Here is a 17,829-nt window from a genome sequence, read left to right as displayed (position 1 = left end):
CCTTGGTCAGCTAAGGTTGCGCTGCTTTGCATCATCGCGGCGTCACCGAGTGCCGCGCTTCAGCCAGCACGCAAAGCAGCTCAAACATCACCGTTGCCCCCGCCAGTGCCGTCAGTCCACCGACATCGAAAGGCGGCGAAACTTCAACCACGTCCGCGCCGACATAGTTCAGCCCGCGAAACCCGCGGATCAACGCCATTGCATCGCCAGTGGTAAAACCGGCAACCTCGGGCGTTCCAGTCCCTGGGGCAAAGGCCGGATCAATGCTGTCGATATCGAAACTCAGGTAAACCGGACCGTCGCCAACAATCGCCCGCGCCTCGTCCACGATGGCCACAATACCACGCTCCTGCACCTCTTCGATGAACATGACCCGCATGCCAGCCTGTTCGGAATAGTCCCACCCCTCGGAAACGTTCTGCGCACCGCGAATGCCGATCTGGACCGTCTTCTTCGGATCAATCAGACCCTCTTCATGGGCTCGCCGGAAGGGGGCACCGTGGTTGAATTTTGACCCCTGAAAACTGTCCCATGTGTCCGTATGCGCATCTATGTGGATCAGCGCCACCGGCTCAGGCGCGACGGCCCTCAATATCGGCAGCGTTACCGAATGGTCGCCGCCGCAGGACAACGGCACTACATCGTTGGCGACCATCAAAGCGATGAAGTCCGCTATGTCCTTGTGGGTCGCTTCTATGTCAAAGACGGAATGGAACGGTACATCGCCCACATCTGCGATGCGACACAGCTCATAGGGATTCACCCGCGTGGCGTGATTGATGGCGCGCATCAGGCTGGACTGGTTGCGCACCTCGCGTGGTCCGTGGCGCGCGCCGGAGCGGTTGGTCAACGCGCCATCATAGGGGATACCCAACAACCCGATATCCACATCCGCCAAGGACTGGGCGACGGGCGCACGCATAAACGTGGCCAATCCGCTGTAACGCGGGGCGAACATGTCGGGTGAAGACGGCGGAGTATATTCTGTCACAGCAGGCAAACCTCATTCAGCATCTGCGCCCCAGAAATCACGCTTGATTACCGCCGGGCAACCCATGATAAATGATGATTACATCTATAATTATCGTAGGAAACAGGATGCTGACGTCGATTTCCACGCCTGATCTTCATTTGTTGCGTGTCTTTGTTGCCGTGGCCGAGGCCGGTGGCTTTTCGCGCGCGCAGATCGCGCTGAATGTCAGCCAATCGACGATCAGCACACAGATGAACGACCTTGAAACCCGGCTTGGGATGCGGCTCTGCCGCCGGGGGCGGGCCGGGTTTGCGCTGACCGAAGAGGGGCATGAGGTCTACCAGATGGCGACCGACCTCCTGCGCGACTGTCAGGATTTTGTCTCGCGCATCAACAACGTGCGCGGAGAGATCACAGGTGAGTTGGAAATCGCCACCGCCGATGCGTTGCTGGGAAACGAGGATTTTCCATTTGACCGCATCCTGTCCGATCTGCGGGACGCGATGCCGAAAGTGAAACTGCATCTTCGCGTCATGGAACCGCTTGAGATCGAGCGCAGAATTCTTGAACAGAAGCTGCATATGGGTATCCATACTTTCCCCAACCATGCGCCTGGCTTGCGGTATCTGTCATTGTTCAAAGAGCAACAAGCCCTCTATTGCGGCGTCGGTCACCCACTGTTTGATGTCGCAGACCCGGAACCCGATGACATCGAAGCCTATGACTACGCGTCACGCTCTTATTATGGAGGGTCTTTGCGCCCCGGCGGTTTGAAGCCGGCTTACGAGCATATTCACAGCGGCAATATGGACGGCATTGCTGCCGCCATCCTGTCCGGGCGGTTTCTGGGCCATTTGCCCGCCCAATGCGCCCGGCCCTACCTGTCTGCCGGACGCATGAAGGCAGTCTGCCTCGATCAGTTTTCCTATGCCGCAAATTTCGAGGCCGCCTTTCCCGTCGGCATGCGCCTATCCCGCGCGCAGCGCATGCTGGAAACGATCATCGAGCAGAGCTTTCAACAAAAGCCCTGACTCACCTGTGGTGCAGCACCCGGCCGATGGTGTTCATCAGGATTTGAGCCGCCAGCTCGGCGCAACCTATCTGTCCAAGCGAGTGGCCTTTCCGTTTCGACATAACTGATCTCCTCTTCGTGGAAGATCAGCAGACAACAAATCGTAGCTTACGTCAGTGTCCGAAAGCTAAACGTGGATCAGGAATAGAGGTAGTTAACATGATCCGCTGTAAACAATTCTCTAGCTGTTTGATGAACCGATGAGCCTGTTTGATCAGGCTGAGCCTATCTCGATCTGATGCAGCCATGTCAATACATGGCCTTGGAAGAACTGATAACTCACATCGAAACGTGCTCCTGCCTGGAACCTACTGGTTAGGTCTTGTGTTAGACACAATTGCAAACAAGTTTTGGACGGGCAGTACACGACTTCAGCGCACTCAAACCCAAATATGTAACCTACGTGAATATAGAGCGCTTTGAATAAGCTTTCCTTTGCCGAAAAAATCAGGGTAGCACTCTCATTTGCGCTGAGCCCAATCGCCTTTTCACACAAGTTCTGCTCAGTTTGGGTCAGAGCAGTGGTTCTGATCGCTTCAGCGGCTTCACTGTGTGCTATTTCTTCGATGTCCACACCAGCCAACCCCTGATCTGACAAGGATATTAGCGCAGCACAAAAGTGTCCTGAGTGACTGATCGACCCAATTAACCCGTCTGGCCAGGCCGGTGCCCGATCTTCTCTTTGCGGAACCGGAAGATCTGGCAAACACAGTTGCTGAAAGCCGTATCTAACGGCCAAACGACCAGCGAGAAACTCTGCCTTGCGCTTGGGGATTGCGGTTGTCAATCGGGCTGGACATTCAAGTTGAAAATGTTCGAACAACCCTGACCGGAATCGATCAAGACTAAAGCGACCTAGAACAAACGCGGTGTGGTCTTTTCCAGTATTCAAAACCTCCAAATTAGGAATGAACCCCGTTGCATCAAACCAGGGCTGAGCACGCTTAAATTGCATTTGGAAGATCATCCCTTGTCTGTGCAGCGGACACACATTGCACCGTTAAGGGAATCCATATTGCCTTTCACGCTTCATCGAAAATAGGGATGTACACCCGGCAAACAATTATGTCGCGTTCACAAACGGCCCGGCTATGGACGCATTTAAGGTGTGCGGGCATTTAGGGCCGCAACAGCCAAAGATGGGCACCCCCTCCTTCAGCCAACGTGTTTTTTAACTCACCACTCATGGGTGAGTGTTGGAGAATTACATGCCCGCCACAGCCTCAGTTACTGCCTCCGGTCTGGATGAGCAGCTGTCCTCGACCCCCGGGACATATGTGGAAGGCTGGCTCAATTGCGCGGCAGGTACGGCCGATCTGATTCTGCGGGAAGCTGGGTTTGACGATCGGATGCTGTTGCGGGGCGTACAGGATCTGCACAGTTTTCGCTTTGTGACACGCGGTTCGGCTGCGGTTCTTGAACTGCGCAAGAGCGAAGATGCGCAGGCGCAGCTTTGCATCACAAAACAGATCGCACCGTCCGAGCAGAGTACTGAACCGACAGGCGAGATTTGCGACGCGCCGATCAGCCCCAGACTGATGCAGGTTGCGCAGGGTCAGCTCACCATGGCTGCGTTTTGGCAGCAAGTGGCACGTGACGGCAGCCCTATGATTGAACCCGACCTGAATGGATCGCAGGATCACCGGCTGGTCACCTTTCTGTGGCGTGGGGCCAAATGCAACGCGCGATTGATTGGCGGACCGGCCCCCGATCATGTCTGGATGCAGCGTTTGGCCGATAGCGATATCTGGTTTGCCTCGTTCCGCGTCCCGAATGACCTGCGCCTGTCCTACCGCATCGCGCCGGACGTGCCGTATATCAATGCCTCGCCCCGGGAAAATCGCATGGCGCTGCTTGCGGTGGCGCAGGTGGACCCTTTTAACAAAACGCCGTTTCATAGATCGGTCAGCGACCCCTTTGCACAGTGGAGCCTGTTTGACCTGACCTCACAATCGAAACCGCTGAAACAATTGCTGGGGCCGGTTACGCGAGACGTGACTGAGCATCGCATCAAGGACTCGGAACTGGCATCAGGGCGCAGAATTTGGATTCACCGACCGACCGGGTTCGTTCCGGGTGCGCCAGGCAATGTTCTACAGATTTTGTTCGATGGGGCAGTCTATCTGAATGATCTGGATCTACCTTCGCGGTTAGAGGCCGCAGCCGCCGATCAGACCGTGCCACAGGTCGCGACGGTGTTCGTGGATTCCGTGTCCCCTGCCCTGCGGTCCGAGAACCTGACCTGCAGTGATCGGTTCACCCGGTTTTTGATCAACCGCATCCTGCCCTTTGCCTGCGAAAAGCTGGGGCAGGATTTCGCGGCGCAACAGGTGGTTGTCAGCGGCTCCAGCTTTGGGGGTCTGGCTGCGGCCTATACAGCGCTGACGCAACCTCAGGCGGTTGGGAATTTCATCTCACTTTCAGGTTCGTTTTGGTGGGCCCCTTCGGGCTGGACCTCTGCTGCCCCCTATTTGGCGTCGCTGCCGGGGCGGACTGGGCTGCGTGCGGTTTTGACGGCGGGGAGCTACGAATGCGCCCGGCATGAAGGCGACACAGGCATTCTGGAAAGCACCCAAATGTTCGCCAACCACCTTCGGGCCCAAGGCGTCGCAGCCGAGATGCGGACATATAGCGGAGGCCATGATTATGCGATTTGGGGCCCGGCCCTGATCGACGCACTTGCAACCTTGTTTGGACATGATCCCAACCATCACCTCAATTCCAATTCGCGGGGGCAGAGCTGAGCCATGGCCTCATCACCCTTTATCCGCCTTTCCTTGCTGCGCGAGAATGAACAATACAGCAGACTGCTGGCTGCACGTGCGCTCTCGCTGATGGGGCTGGGTTTTCTGGTCGTGGCGGTGCCGATACAGGTTTATCACCTGACCGCCTCGACCCTTTGGGTTGCGCTTGTCGGGGCAAGCGATGCCGCGGGCTTGTTTCTGGGTCTGCTGATCGGCGGCTTGCTGGCCGATACCCGTGACCAACGCAAGCTGATCCTGATGGCGCGCAGTGTCTGCGGGGTGGGCTTTGCGGCCCTGACACTCAATGCTTTGCTGGCGAACCCATCGGTACTGGCGCTGGTGGGTCTGGCCTTTGTCGACGGGTTTTTCGGAGCCATTGGCGTGGCCGCCCTGATGGCCGCCGCCCCGAAAGTGGTCGGGCGCGAACGCATTGTCGAAGCGGGGGCGCTTGGAATGCTCGTGACCCGCGTCATCAATATCACCAGCCCCGCTTTGGCCGGTTTGCTGCTGGCGGTGGCTCCGGTCGCGTGGGCCTACGGCATTGCCACAGCGGCCACGATTGCCACGGTCACAGTTCTGCGCGGGCTCAAGCCGCTGCCGGTCGAGCCGGTGGAAACCCGCAATCCCTTTGTGATGCTGGGCGATGCGCTCCGCTTTTTGCTGTCGCGCAAACAAGTGCTGGTGGTGTTTCTGCTGGGCATGTTGCTGACCGCCTGCACCGGCATCAAGGTCTTGTTCCCAGCCCTCACGACCGAGGTTTTCGGTGCAGGCAACGGCATGACAGGCGTGTTGTTTGCCATGGGGCCGGTCGGGGCCACCCTTGCCGCCGTCTTCAGTGGCTGGGTGCATGACAGGAAGCGGCCTTTCGCCCTGATGATCTGGCTGAGCATCGGGGCCCTGGCGGTCTTTGCGGCCATGGGCCTGGCCCCCGTAATCTGGATGGTGATGGGTTTGCTGGTGGTGTTTGGATACCTGATGTCCACAGCCGCACTGCTGCAATATGGCATCGTGCAGCGTCAGACCCCCGACGCCTATCTGGGCCGCGTCAACAGCCTGTGGCTGGCGCAGGACGCGATGGGTGACATCCTCGGCGCGCTGGTGCTGGGCCTGCTGGCCAGCATGATCATGCCGCTGCATGCCGTTCTGGTTCTGGGCCTCTCAAGCCTTGGCATTCTGCTGGTGCTGAGCCTGTGCGCGCTTGCCCTACGCCGACAGGCAAAACCGCTGGACCCGGACCTGGCCTGACCTTTCCCTGAACAAAGGACCACGACATCATGTCCCCTCTGACCGCTGAAACCATCCGCAACGACATCCAGAGCTTTCTGGACGATGTTCCTGACGACCACGAACTCCTTTTGGATTACGGACTGAACTCGATCAATTTCATGACACTTGTCACCCGGTGGGAGGCGCATGGGATCAAGGCGGATTTCAATGCGCTGGCCCGCAACCCCACCATGGGCGGGATACTCACCCTGCTGGCCGACCAACTGGCCCCTGCGTCGGGTGAGGTGACCCATGGATAACGTCCAGCCCAACCCGTTCGACGATACCCGGTATCAATTCTACGCCCTGCGCAATGCCCAGGGTCAATACAGCATCTGGCCCGACTTCCGCGACATCCCCGCCGGTTGGGACGCGGTGCATGGACCCGACGAGCGCGCGGCGTGTCTCAGCCACGTCGAAGACAACTGGAAAACCCTGCGCCCCTGACACAGGGGCTTTGCTTGCCTGATCCAACCTGAGGGGCATTCGACATGACCAAGACATCTTTCGATCTGCTGGACACGCAGCAAGGCATCTGGACCGCGCACCAGATCGCGGCGCGTCCTCAGGATTATCTCATTGCGCATGCCATCGATATTCACGGCGCGTTGGACCCCGATCAGATGACCCGCGCCATAAAAGCCGCGCTGGCCGAGGCCGATACGGTGACTGCTTGTTTCCTTGAGGTGAACGGAAAGGCAGTCCAACAGTCTGGCCCTGATCTTTGCCCTCCTCAGTTCACAGTGCATGACCTGCCCGAGGAGGACGCGCGGGCGCGGATGGCAACTGACCTTGAAACCGGCGCTGACGGGTTCAGGCCCCATCACATGCTGTTTCGGATCGAACAACAGGCCGAGACCGAGCGGTGGATTTGGTACCAGCGCTATCACCACATCATGCTGGATGGGTACAGCCTGGATGCGCTGACTGACCGGGTCGTTGCGCTGTATGAGGCCGCCCTTGCCGGAACCGAAGCTGCGCCAACCCCTTTCACACCCGTCGTTGAGGTTGTGGCCGAGCAAACCGCCTACCGCACCTCGGACCGGTGGGGGCATGACGGGGCCTATTGGCGGGGCCAATGCGCTGATCTGCCCACCCCGCGCAGCTTGTGCGAAGGGGCCGCCCCGCGACAGGGGGTTGTGGCAAATACCGGCTTCAGCGCGCCGTTGCTGGATCAAGACTGGATTGCACAGCTGGACCGGATCGCAACCGCGCATAACTGTGCCGGTTTCGATCTGCTGACCGCAGCCATTGGTCTCTATGTCGCGCGCCTGACCGGGCAGCATGATCTGGTGTTGGGTGTCCCCATGATGCGGCGCATGGGGTCCGCCGCAATCAGCTCAACCGCGCCGGTGGTCAACGTCTTGCCCTTGCGCCTGAGCGTTCAGGCGTCTGACACTCTGCCGCAACTGGCCGCGCGCGTTCAGTTGGCCATGCGCGGGATGCGCAAGGCCCAACGCTATCCGGTTGAGCAGATCCAGCGCGACCTGGGGCTGACGGGTTCGGGTCAGGCGATGTGGGCCGCAACGCTGAATTTCCGCCTGTATGAGACAGACAAAACCATCGCGGGCCACGCCACTCGGTTGCATCGGCTTGCCATCGGTCCGCTGGATGAACCCGAATTTGGCCTGCGGATCGACGATACAGGCGTGCATCTGGACCTGCGCGCGCCTGGGGATCGGTATGATCGTGATGACCTTGCGCAGCACGCCGCGCGGCTGACCGCCATCCTCCGGCAGCTTATTGCGCAACCTGAAACCGCATTGTCTGAGATCGCGGTGACCACAGCGGCCGAACTGGACAGTCTGGCCCTGTGGCAGCAAGGGCCGGCCATCGCGTCGGCCAAAGCTGAAACGACCCTTGCTGACGTGTTCCTGAATGGCGCGTTGCCAGATCAGTCATCGCCCGCACTGCGGTTTGACGGGCGGTCTGTCTCGGGCGCGGAATGGGTGCGGCGCAGTTGCCAGGTTGCACATCTGCTGCATCGGCGCGGTATCGGGCGCGGTGACGTGGTGGCCGTTGCCCTGCCCCGATCCGACCTGTCGGTCATCGTGAAATTCGGCATTCTGATCAGTGGCGCAACCTATGTGCCCATGGACCTCAGTTATCCTGACACACGTCTGGCTGCGATCTGCGAAGACGCCCGGCCCGCAACCATCCTGACGACCAGGGAAACCGCATCTCGGCTGCCAGACGGGCTGGATCAAGTCTGGCTCGATAGCCCCGAAGTTGCCACTGCGCTTGAAGCCTATCCGCCCGTGCCCCCGGAAACCCTGCCACGGCCGCGTCCCGAGGATATTGCCTATATCATCTTCACATCCGGCAGCACAGGCAGGCCCAAAGGGGTCATGGTCTCACACCGGGCGCTGCTGAACCTGCTCGTGGCGCAACGGAGCGGGCTGATGCAAGAGGCGCTGCACCATCGCGCCTCTGACCAACCTCTGCGCGCCGCGCATTCCCATTCCTTCGCCTTTGACGCCGCGTGGGAGCAACTGTTTTGGGCACTGCTCGGGCACGAAGTTGTCGTGCTGCAAGACGAACAGCGCCACGATGCCCAGCGTTTTCTGCAGGCGGTCCATGACGAACGGCTGGACGTGCTGGATATCCCGCCCTCGTTCTGCGCGCAATTGCTTGAGATGGGGCTGCTGCAGCAGCCCGACCACCGCCCCTCGGTCCTGTTGCTGGGGGGCGAGGCGATGCAACCCGCGTTGTGGCAGGCACTGGCCGGTCAGGATCAGCTTTTGGCCTATAACGCCTATGGGCCAACAGAGTTCACCGTGGATGCCGCAATTGCGCCCGTCACGGGGCGAACGCAGCCAGGGATCGGGCGACCAATCGGAAATGCCCACGCCTATGTTCTGGACGCCTTCCTGTCGCCGCTCCCCGCAGGGGCCGTGGGTGAGCTTTATCTGGCTGGGCCGGGGATTGCAGCTGGATATATCGGCAAGCCGGGCCTGACGGCGGAACGGTTCGTTCCCAACCCGTATCGGGTGGGCGAAACCATGTACCGGACCGGGGACCGCGTGCGATGGACCGCGGATGGGACATTGGACATTCTGGGTCGCACGGATCAACAGGTACAGGTGCGCGGCCACCGGGTTGAACCCCGCGAAATCGCCGCCGTGCTGAACTCCTGCGACGCTGTAACCGACGCAGTTGTCGTGGCCGAGCCCGTTCACGGCAGCCATCGTCTGTTGGCGTATTGCACCGGCGATCTGGACAGCGCGCGTATTGAGGAATTGCGCGAAGAACTCGCCCAGAACCTGCCCGCCTACATGGTGCCCTCGGCCATCATGGCGGTGGACAGCTTCCCCCTGACTGTGAATGGCAAGATTGACCAGCGCGCGCTGCCGAAAACCTCGGCCAGCCACACCCGCGCAGCGCAGACCACTTTGGAAAAGATGCTGTGTTCCACCATTGCGCAGGTTTTGGGCATGGACGGGGTCGGGCTGGATCACGACTTTTTCGCCTGCGGTGGTGACAGTATCTCGGCCATGGTTCTGTGCAACGCGTTACGCAAACAGGGATGGGCTCTGCAAACCCGCGATATTTTTGCGACGCCGCGTGTGCTGGATCTGATCCCGGCGCTGACCCCTGTGGTGCCTGACGATACACAGATTGACGCAGCGCCTTCTGTTCATGCCCAGTTCGTCGATTTGCCGGATCAGGTCGCAACGGTTTTGCCCCTGTTGCCCGCGCAAAAAGGTATTCTGTTTCACGCCACGCTGGGTGATATGGCAGGTGCCTACAACGCTTTTACGCGCCTTGAACTGCACGGCGCGCTGGATGTTGAACGGTTGCGCAGCGCCTTTGACGCTGTATTGCAACGCCACCCGCAATTGGCAGGCTTCTTCGTTTCAGACACCGAAGGGGAGCCTTTCATGGCCCTGCCTGCGCGATCGGACCTGCGCTGGCCCTGGAAAACGCATGACATCAGCGCCCTGAAGGGCACAGACAGAGATCGCCGCCTTGAACAGATCGAAACGGCTGCCACCCGGAACCTGCGCCTGACCCGTGACCCTCTGTGCATGATTTCAGCTGAGTTGGTGCGTCTTGAGGCCCAGCGGCACGTTCTGATCGTGAATATTCACCACGCGATAATTGACGGCTGGTCCACGCCCATTCTGCTGCGCGACCTGTTTGCCGCGTATCGGGATGGGCCCCACAGCCTGCCTGTTGCCGATCAGGGCTATGGCGCGGTTGTGACCGCCCTGTCCCACCGGGACCGGGACGCCGCACAAGCGTTCTGGACTGCGCATTTGCAGGATTGCGTTCCCACCTGCCTGTTTGACAAAGATCGCAGCACCGGCACGATGGATGAGCATCACCTGACACTGACACCCAAACAAAGCCGCGCCCTGCGCAGATTTGCGCAACAAAACGGCGTCACGCTGAATGTCGTGATGCAGAGCTTGTGGGCCTCGGTCGTCAGCACCCTGTCTGGCCGCCAGGACGTGATCTTTGGCACCGCCGTGGCCGGGCGCTCGGCCCCCGTTGAAGGTATCGGCGAGCAGATCGGAATGTTTCTGAACACCCTCCCCGTGCGCGTCGATCTGAACCCGGCACAACCGGTTCGGGCGCAACTGGCGGGGATGCAGGCAACCCATGCTCAGGCCATGGAGCATGACAATCTCAGCCTGTCGGACCTGCACAGGCTGGCAGGGCAGGACGCGTTGTTTGACACTTTGCTTGTGGTCGAGAATTACCCCGATAACAGCTATCTCGATCAGGATATCAACGGGCTGCGCGTCGCCGATATCCATAACCGCGGCTACAGCCACTATCCGCTGGCCCTGCTTGTTCTGCCCGGCGATGACATCCAGTTCGTGATCGAAAGCCGCGACGCCTCGGCGCAGGCCGAACGCGTGGCAGGTATGCTGGGCCGCCTGATCGATACGCTCTTGCAGCAGCCAAATGCGACCCCGGCACAACTGTGCCTGCTGCCGGGGCGTGACGATGATCTGATCACTGAAAGCAACCGAACCGGTCTACACTTGCCCGATCTGTCGCTGCGCGATCTGATTTCGGCTCAGGTTGGTCGGTCTCCGGATGCAATCGCGCTGCAGGATGCCGACCATCAACTCAGCTTTAGGCAAACCCGCCATCAGGTCCTGCATCTGGCCCAGCAACTGCGTCAGGCGGGGGCGCAAAAGGGCGACGTCATCGCTGTTGCACTGCCCCGCTCGGCCCAGTTGTCGGTGGCCATTCTTGCCGTCATCGAAATCGGGGCGGTCTATCTGCCACTTGACCTCAGCTATCCGCAGGACCGGCTGGAGTTTCTGATCGCGGACGCAAAGCCAAGCCTGGTGTTGACCCAGACAGGTGTTGAAATCGGCGTGCCCGCGTGCCCCGAACTGGTGTTCGACACGCTTGCAGGTCCGGGGCAATGCGTTCGGGATCTGGTAGATGCGCCAAACCTGATGGGTTGCGATCCGGCCTATCTGCTTTACACCTCGGGCACCACGGGGCGGCCCAAGGGGGCCCTGATTTCGCACGCGGCCATCGTGAACCGGCTGCTATGGATGCAGAATGAGTACCCGCTGGATGAAAGCGACGCGATCCTCCAGAAAACACCCTGCGGTTTCGATGTTTCGGTGTGGGAGTTCTTTTGGTCCTACCTAGTAGGCGCGCGGCTGGTCATGGCCCCCGTGGACGCCCATCGCGATCCGCAGATGCTGTTGGAACTGGTTCAGCAACACAGCATCACCACACTGCATTTCGTGCCCTCGGTTCTGAACGTGTTCAATGATGCGCTTGCGGCTGCGGGTGGCACCCCCTGCCCCAGCCTGCGGCGGGTGTTCTGCAGCGGCGAGGCGCTTGGCGGGCAGGCCGTGGCCAATTTCGCGCGCCACTGTCAGGCGCAGGTGCACAACCTCTACGGTCCGACCGAGGCGGCCATCGACGTCACCTATTGCCCCGCCCTGCCCCACGCCGGCAGCCCGGCAGGCGTGCCCATCGGCAAACCCGTCTGGAACACCGGCCTGCGCATACTGGACCACCTGCTGCGCCCCGTTCCCGTGGGTGTCGGGGGTGAGCTTTATCTGACCGGTGTCCAACTTGCACAAGGGTATCTGGGCCGCGCTGGCCTGACCTCCGAGCGCTTTGTTGCGGATCCCTATACGCAAGGCCAACGCATGTATCGCACCGGCGATCTGGCCTGCTGGGATGAAGACGGGCGCGTGGTCTATCTGGGGCGCACCGATCACCAGATCAAAATTCGTGGCCAGCGGGTCGAGCCGCAGGAAATCACAAGCAGCCTGATGCGCCAGCCCGATATCACGGACGCGGTTGTGCTGGCCCTGAAACCCGATGGCCGGGACGAGGCAGAGCTGGTCGCTTATGTGGTCCCCGAAAGCGCGGCCTTTGACCCCGCAGCGGCGCTGCAGGCCCTGTCGGCGCAACTGCCACCCTATATGGTGCCGAAACACTGTATCCCGCTGGCCCATCTGCCGATCAATGCCAATGGCAAGCTGGACCGGCGGGCCTTGCCACAGCCTGATCACGCGAACCGCCCTGCGGGACGCCCCCCGGCTGTCGGCATCGAGCAGGAACTGGCTGATATCTTCTGCGATCTGCTGGGGCTGGATCAGGTCAGCGCGACGGATGATTTCTTTGCCATTGGCGGGCATTCGCTGCTGGCCATGCGTCTGGCCGCCCGCATCCGGCAGGACCTTAAACGTCAAATTCAGGTTGGCCAGATCATGAGCATGGCAACCGTCGAACGACTGGCTGAGCATCTGGCGGCAGGCGCGATGGTGGGCACGCTGGTGCAGGACGGGTTCGACCCCGTGATCCGCTTGCGCGAAGGCACCGGTGCGCCCCTGATCTGCATCTACCCGGCATCGGGCGTGTCCTGGCAATACAGTGTTCTGGCCCGGTACCTTAAAAACGACATGCCGATCATCGGCCTGCAGTCGCCGCGCCCGGACGGCCCGATCGCGACATCTGCCAATCTGGATGAACTGTGCGAGAACCAATACGCCCTGATCCGCGAAATCCAACCAGAGGGCCCGTATTACCTGCTGGGGTATTCGCTGGGCGGAAACATCGCCTTTGGCCTCGCAGAACGGCTTGAAGCCGCCGGGCAGGAGGTTCGTTTTCTGGGCCTTCTGGACACCTACCCGGCCGAGCGGCACGACTGGTCCGACCCCGACGGAGGCGAAGCCGAAGCAGGTGCGGAGCGCGAGCAGGAACAATTGCTCAACGATGCGATGGGGGACGTTATGGATGACGAATTCCACCGCGAAAAAGCCGAAATGTTTGGCCACATCTTCGACAATTACCGCGACGCGGTGCGGCTGTTGTCGACCGCGCGGACCGGGCAGTTCTCGGGTCAGATCACGCTGTTTGTTGCCGATAAATCGGACCTCCCGGACATTGATCCGGATACAAGCTGGCTGGGCCATATCGGCGCGCAGGACGTGCATCATCTGCCCAACGCATCGCATGAAGACATCGTTTCACCCGCGTCACTGAAAGTGCTCGGCCCGCTCATGAACCTGCTGATCGGCAAGGCATGCCACGACCGCGCAGATGATGGCAACACCGGTATGAGCGCGGCATGACGAACAATTTCAGCACGGCCCCCAACAGGAAAGGTTAAGTTCATGAGCAGCATTCTTCCTGAAAACAAGCATTTTCTGCCCTTCGAACAGGGCGCGGGTTTCCGGTTTAGCGGCAAAGAAGGCCGCGTTTTGGGCCACGGGGACATCCAGCCCCTTGCGGGCGGCACGCGCGATAGTCTGGCGGCGCGGCTGGCCCATCATTTCGCGCAGCACGGGCGGGATACCGTCTTAGCCGGGGCCTTTCCGTTCAACCGGTCCCGAAGCGATCACATGCTGAGCATGTCGCAATGCCAGCGCGACCCATTAGCAGACAGCTTGCCAGTGGCGACCACGCCGTTCCACTCGGTCAAAACCGAACCGCCTGCTGCGCATTTTCATCAAAGCGTGGCGCGGGCGTTGCGCCAGATGGACGTCGAAGCTGACATGACCGAAGGTCTGCGCAAGGTGGTTCTGGCCCGGTCTTTGCTGGCCCAGTCTGAGCAGACAATCGATCCCGGTGCCGTCTTTGCCGCGCTCTCCGGCGACCCTGCGGTTACGGCGTTTCAGATGCCTCTGCCTGACCGTAATGGTCAGCGGCGCTGTCTGGTGGGGGCAACGCCTGAGCTGCTGATCTCGAAAACCGGGCGGAAAATACGGTCTCATCCGCTGGCGGGTTCGGCACGACGTCAGGCTGATCTGGCCTTTGATGCCAAGGCGGCCGCGCTGCTGTCGCAATCCTCGAAAGACTGGCGCGAGCATCAGTTTCTTGTCGAGTATATTCTCGACACATTGGCCCCCTATTGCGATCAGCTTTCGCTGCCCGAAGGCACCAGCCTGACCAGCACCCAGACCATGTGGCATCTGGGCACCTGGATCGAAGGCACGCTGAGCGACCCTGACACTTCCAGCGCCGTTCTGGCCGCCGCGCTGCATCCTACGCCCGCCGTTTGCGGCGTGCCCCATAACCCTGCAATGGATCTGATTGCCGAGCTTGAGCCGGTGGACCGCGATTTTTATGCCGGCGCCATTGGCTGGACGGACGGATCCGGCGACGGCGCATGGTATGTCGCCATCCGCTGCGCCGAGATTTGCGGCAGCCAGGCCCGGCTTTACGCAGGCGCCGGAATTGTCCCCGGATCGGACCCCCGCTCTGAAACCGAAGAAACAGGCGCAAAATTCGGAGCCATGCTTGCCGCCCTCGGCCTGCCGCGCGATGCCGGGCTGGCCGATTTGCAAGCGCTTGATGACAAGTAGGTTCAGACCATGAAGAATATGCTCGATCAGATCAAAACATCGCTGATTGCCTTTGCGCTGCTGGGCTTCAGCACCTTAACCGGCACAGCGCAAACCGTCACCGTGACGGATATCACCGGGCGTAACGTGACAATTGAAGGCCCCGTTGACCGCGTGGTCCTGTCGGATTTTCGCCAGATCATCGGATTGTCCCTGATCGATCCCGAACTTGGCGGGCGCATCGTAGGAGCGGGATCAAAATCACGCGTCGGCCCGGACCTGAGGGCCGAGCTTGAGGCGCGTTTTCCCGGCATTACCGGCGTGCCTGAATTGGCCAGGGGCTCTCCGTCTTTGTCTGCGGAACAGGTCATCGCGGTTGCACCCGATCTTGTGATCCTCAGCGACCCGGCGGGGCCTGCGACAAATCAATTGGTCGCGCAACTGGCGCTGGCTGGGATACCGACCGTGTTTATCGATTTCCGCATCAACCCGTTCGACAATACGCTGCCCAGCCTGCGCATCGCCGCCCGGGCGCTAGACTCAGGTCCGCAGGCAGAAGCGTTTATCCGGTTCTACCAAACCCACCGGGACCGCGTGACGAAACGCGCGGCCTCTCTGACTGATCGCCCCTCGGTGCTGATGCATTTGCAGGCAACGCAGGTTCGCGCGTGCTGCATGTCGCTGAGCGATGTAAGTCTTGGGCGGTTTATCACCGCGGCGGGCGGCACCAATATCGGGGCTCAGGTCATCCCCGGCACATTCGCACAGATCGCCCCGGAATATGTTCTGGCTTTTCAACCCGATATCTACATCGCCACCGGCGGGCGCCAACTTGAACAGGATTACGGTTTGATTGTTGGTCCCGGTATCACGCCCGAAATGGCACACGCATCGCTGGTCGATCTGACCCGCACTCCAATCCTGCGCGATCTTGAGGCAATACAGGCCGGGCGCAGCCACGGCATGTGGCATTCGATTCATAACTCACCGCTGAACATCATTGCGCTGGAATTGCTGGCGCAATGGATACATCCCGAGGTTTTCGGCGATCTGGACCCCCAGCAGACGCTGGACGACATCAATCAGCAATTCCTGCCGTTCGACTTCACCGGTGCGATCTGGACAAGCGCGGCGGATGGCCATGACTGATCTGACAGCCAACCCCATCCTGATCTCATTCGCGCGCATACGGCGCAGGCGTGTGATGATCCTGTGGTCGCTGGCGGCGCTGTTGTGCCTGTCGTTTTGCCTTGATCTCTCGGTGGGGCCATCGGGCATCGGTGTGTCCCGCAGCCTGTCGGCGCTGTTCGGAGCCGACGGGGCAAGCCATGGCGATCTGGTCATCCTGCGCCATGTGCGCCTGCCTCAGGCCGTCGCGGCGATATTGGTCGGCGCGGCACTGGCGCTGGCCGGGGCCGAGATGCAAAGCATTCTGCGCAACCCGCTGGCCAGCCCTTTTACGCTGGGGGTGTCGGCGGCGGCCTCGCTTGGGGCGGCACTGGCTTTTGTGTTCGGCATTGGCCTGCCCGGTTTGGCCAGCGTCTGGCTGGTTCCCGGGAACGCCTTTGTCTTTGCCTTCGGCGCGGTCATGTTGCTGAGCGCCCTGTCGCACCGGCATGGGGCGGGCAGTGACACCCTGATCCTGCTGGGTATTGCGCTGGTGTTTGCCCTGAACGCGTTCGTCGCCCTTCTTCAATTCGTGGCGTCCGAAGCCGCCCTTCAGCAGTTTGTCTTTTGGACGATGGGAAATGTATCGCAGGTCAGCTGGTCGCAACTGGCGATCCTGGCGACCGCGTTGATGATATGCGTGCCGCTTTCGCTGGCTTCGGGTAACGCGTTGACCGCGCTGGCCTTTGGCACCGACCGGGCGGCCAGTTTCGGCATCGACGTCAAACGTTTGCGGTTCTTTACCCTGTTGCGCATCAGCCTGCTGGCGTCGATTGCCGTGGCCTTTGTCGGCACGATCGGGTTCGTCGGGCTTGTTGGGCCGCATATTGCCCGGCTGTTGGTAGGCGAGGATCACAAGGTGTTTCTGCCCGCCAGCCTGCTGAGCGGGGCGGTCATCCTGTCCCTGGCGTCGGTGGTCAGCAAGGTGCTGGTGCCCGGCGTATTGCTGCCCATCGGGGTTGTGACCTCACTTGTCGGTATCCCTGTCTTTGCGGTCCTGATCCTGAGACGGGGGAGGATGTGATGCCGGTTTTGACGGTCAAAGACCTGCATGCCAGCTATGGGCCAACCAGCGTGCTGCGCGGCGTGGACCTGCCAGAGCTGCAACCCGGCAGCCTGACGGCCGTCATCGGGCCGAACGCGGCGGGCAAAACCACGTTGATCCGCGCCATCGCAGGGCTGCAACCGGCCAGCGGCACCGTTCAGTATGGCAATCGGAACCTGATGACTGCCTCGTGGTCTGACCGCGCGCGGCACATCGCCTATATGCCACAGCACCTGCCCGAGGGTCTGTCGCTGACCGTGATCGAAACGGTTATCATCCCGGCGCAGTCCGCAGCCAACCCGTTTGCACGGACCGATCAGGCCCTGCAGGACCGCGCGATACGCATCCTGCAGCGGCTGGGTATCGAGGCGCTGGCGCTGCGACCACTTCGATCCCTCTCGGGCGGGCAGCGTCAGATGGTGGCGTTGGCACAGGCCATGATCTGCGAGCCCGGCGTGCTGTTGCTGGATGAACCCACCAGCGCGCTGGACCCGCATCATCAGCTGGCTGTCATGCGCTGTGTCTCGGAATTTACCCGTGCAGACGGGGTGATCGGCGTCTTTGTCTGCCATGACCTCAACCTGGCACTGTCCTGGGCCGATCAGGTGGTGGCGCTGTCCGGCGGTGTGATCTCGGCCTGCGGGCCGCCCGATCAGGTGATCACGTCAAAGCTGCTGGCCGAGATTTACAAGGTGCAAGGCCGCGTCGAGCGCTGCTCGCTCGGGCGACCAATGCTGATTTACGACCACGCGATCTGAGCGGAAAGCCAAGAGATCCCGAAACTC

12 protein-coding genes are annotated in these 17,829 nt (G+C 60.8%); 10 read left to right on the top strand and 2 right to left on the bottom strand.

Annotation, left to right across the window (positions count from 1 at the left end):
* Positions 1-31 precede the first annotated feature (31 nt).
* Positions 32-991 (bottom strand): agmatinase, encoded by a 960-nt coding sequence (speB, locus tag ACR0J5_RS13260; RefSeq protein WP_480654090.1) that lies wholly within the window; start codon positions 989-991, stop codon positions 32-34.
* Positions 992-1,098: 107 nt separating this feature from the next.
* Here speB and ACR0J5_RS13255 point away from each other — a divergent pair, with 107 nt between their 5' ends.
* Positions 1,099-2,004 (top strand): LysR family transcriptional regulator, encoded by a 906-nt coding sequence (locus ACR0J5_RS13255; RefSeq protein ID WP_480654088.1) that lies wholly within the window; start codon positions 1,099-1,101, stop codon positions 2,002-2,004.
* A gap of 255 nt (positions 2,005-2,259) precedes the next feature.
* On the opposite strand, the gene ACR0J5_RS13250 is transcribed toward ACR0J5_RS13255, so the two are convergent.
* Positions 2,260-3,000: a 4'-phosphopantetheinyl transferase family protein gene (locus ACR0J5_RS13250; RefSeq protein ID WP_480654086.1), complete on the bottom strand. Its 741-nt coding sequence runs from the start codon at positions 2,998-3,000 to the stop codon at positions 2,260-2,262.
* 253 nt (positions 3,001-3,253) lie between these two features.
* Between ACR0J5_RS13250 and ACR0J5_RS13245 the strand changes: the two genes are divergently transcribed.
* Genes ACR0J5_RS13245 through ACR0J5_RS13205 form a run of 9 tightly spaced genes read left to right on the top strand, consistent with a single transcriptional unit; the run spans position 3,254 to position 17,802 of the window.
* The gene (locus ACR0J5_RS13245; protein WP_480654084.1) at positions 3,254-4,789 is read left to right on the top strand and encodes an alpha/beta hydrolase-fold protein; all 1,536 of its coding nucleotides are present in this window, start codon (positions 3,254-3,256) and stop codon (positions 4,787-4,789) included.
* A 3-nt stretch (positions 4,790-4,792) separates the two neighbouring features.
* On the top strand, positions 4,793-6,034 hold the full coding sequence (entS, locus tag ACR0J5_RS13240) for an enterobactin transporter EntS (RefSeq protein ID WP_480654083.1): 1,242 nt from the start codon (positions 4,793-4,795) through the stop codon (positions 6,032-6,034).
* Positions 6,035-6,063: 29 nt separating this feature from the next.
* Positions 6,064-6,315 (top strand): phosphopantetheine-binding protein, encoded by a 252-nt coding sequence (locus ACR0J5_RS13235; protein ID WP_480654081.1) that lies wholly within the window; start codon positions 6,064-6,066, stop codon positions 6,313-6,315.
* Positions 6,308-6,502, top strand: coding sequence for an MbtH family protein (locus ACR0J5_RS13230; protein ID WP_480654079.1), 195 nt, complete (start codon positions 6,308-6,310; stop codon positions 6,500-6,502). The genes ACR0J5_RS13235 and ACR0J5_RS13230 overlap by 8 nt, the downstream gene beginning before the upstream one ends.
* Positions 6,503-6,546: 44 nt before the next feature.
* Entirely contained in the window at positions 6,547-13,620 is a 7,074-nt protein-coding gene (locus ACR0J5_RS13225) for an amino acid adenylation domain-containing protein (RefSeq protein ID WP_480654077.1), read from the top strand.
* 42 nt (positions 13,621-13,662) lie between these two features.
* Entirely contained in the window at positions 13,663-14,853 is a 1,191-nt protein-coding gene (locus ACR0J5_RS13220) for an isochorismate synthase (protein WP_480654075.1), read from the top strand.
* A 9-nt stretch (positions 14,854-14,862) separates the two neighbouring features.
* Positions 14,863-15,981, top strand: a complete 1,119-nt coding sequence (locus tag ACR0J5_RS13215) for an ABC transporter substrate-binding protein (RefSeq protein ID WP_480654073.1) — start codon at positions 14,863-14,865, stop codon at positions 15,979-15,981.
* On the top strand, positions 15,974-17,023 hold the full coding sequence (locus ACR0J5_RS13210) for a FecCD family ABC transporter permease (RefSeq protein WP_480654072.1): 1,050 nt from the start codon (positions 15,974-15,976) through the stop codon (positions 17,021-17,023). Before ACR0J5_RS13215 ends, ACR0J5_RS13210 begins: the two co-directional genes overlap by 8 nt.
* The gene (locus ACR0J5_RS13205) at positions 17,023-17,802 is read left to right on the top strand and encodes an ABC transporter ATP-binding protein (RefSeq protein WP_480654070.1); all 780 of its coding nucleotides are present in this window, start codon (positions 17,023-17,025) and stop codon (positions 17,800-17,802) included. Before ACR0J5_RS13210 ends, ACR0J5_RS13205 begins: the two co-directional genes overlap by 1 nt.
* The last annotated feature ends 27 nt before the right edge of the window (positions 17,803-17,829 follow it).

The organism is Ruegeria sp. BE1, from assembly GCF_056538885.1.
Note: the sequence above shows the minus strand (reverse complement) of the source record. Positions and strands in the feature narration are given on the sequence as shown.

What these genes read in the sequence shown, in the direction of transcription:
- ACR0J5_RS13255 (WP_480654088.1), top strand. Translation starts at nt 1,099, where the DNA reads ATGCTGACGTCGATTTCCACGCCTGATCTTCATTTGTTGCGTGTCTTT.
- ACR0J5_RS13250 (WP_480654086.1), bottom strand. Translation starts at nt 3,000, where the DNA reads ATGCAATTTAAGCGTGCTCAGCCCTGGTTTGATGCAACGGGGTTCATT.
- ACR0J5_RS13245 (WP_480654084.1), top strand. Translation starts at nt 3,254, where the DNA reads ATGCCCGCCACAGCCTCAGTTACTGCCTCCGGTCTGGATGAGCAGCTG.
- entS (WP_480654083.1), top strand. Translation starts at nt 4,793, where the DNA reads ATGGCCTCATCACCCTTTATCCGCCTTTCCTTGCTGCGCGAGAATGAA.
- ACR0J5_RS13235 (WP_480654081.1), top strand. Translation starts at nt 6,064, where the DNA reads ATGTCCCCTCTGACCGCTGAAACCATCCGCAACGACATCCAGAGCTTT.
- ACR0J5_RS13230 (WP_480654079.1), top strand. Translation starts at nt 6,308, where the DNA reads ATGGATAACGTCCAGCCCAACCCGTTCGACGATACCCGGTATCAATTC.
- ACR0J5_RS13225 (WP_480654077.1), top strand. Translation starts at nt 6,547, where the DNA reads ATGACCAAGACATCTTTCGATCTGCTGGACACGCAGCAAGGCATCTGG.
- ACR0J5_RS13220 (WP_480654075.1), top strand. Translation starts at nt 13,663, where the DNA reads ATGAGCAGCATTCTTCCTGAAAACAAGCATTTTCTGCCCTTCGAACAG.
- ACR0J5_RS13215 (WP_480654073.1), top strand. Translation starts at nt 14,863, where the DNA reads ATGAAGAATATGCTCGATCAGATCAAAACATCGCTGATTGCCTTTGCG.
- ACR0J5_RS13210 (WP_480654072.1), top strand. Translation starts at nt 15,974, where the DNA reads ATGACTGATCTGACAGCCAACCCCATCCTGATCTCATTCGCGCGCATA.
- ACR0J5_RS13205 (WP_480654070.1), top strand. Translation starts at nt 17,023, where the DNA reads ATGCCGGTTTTGACGGTCAAAGACCTGCATGCCAGCTATGGGCCAACC.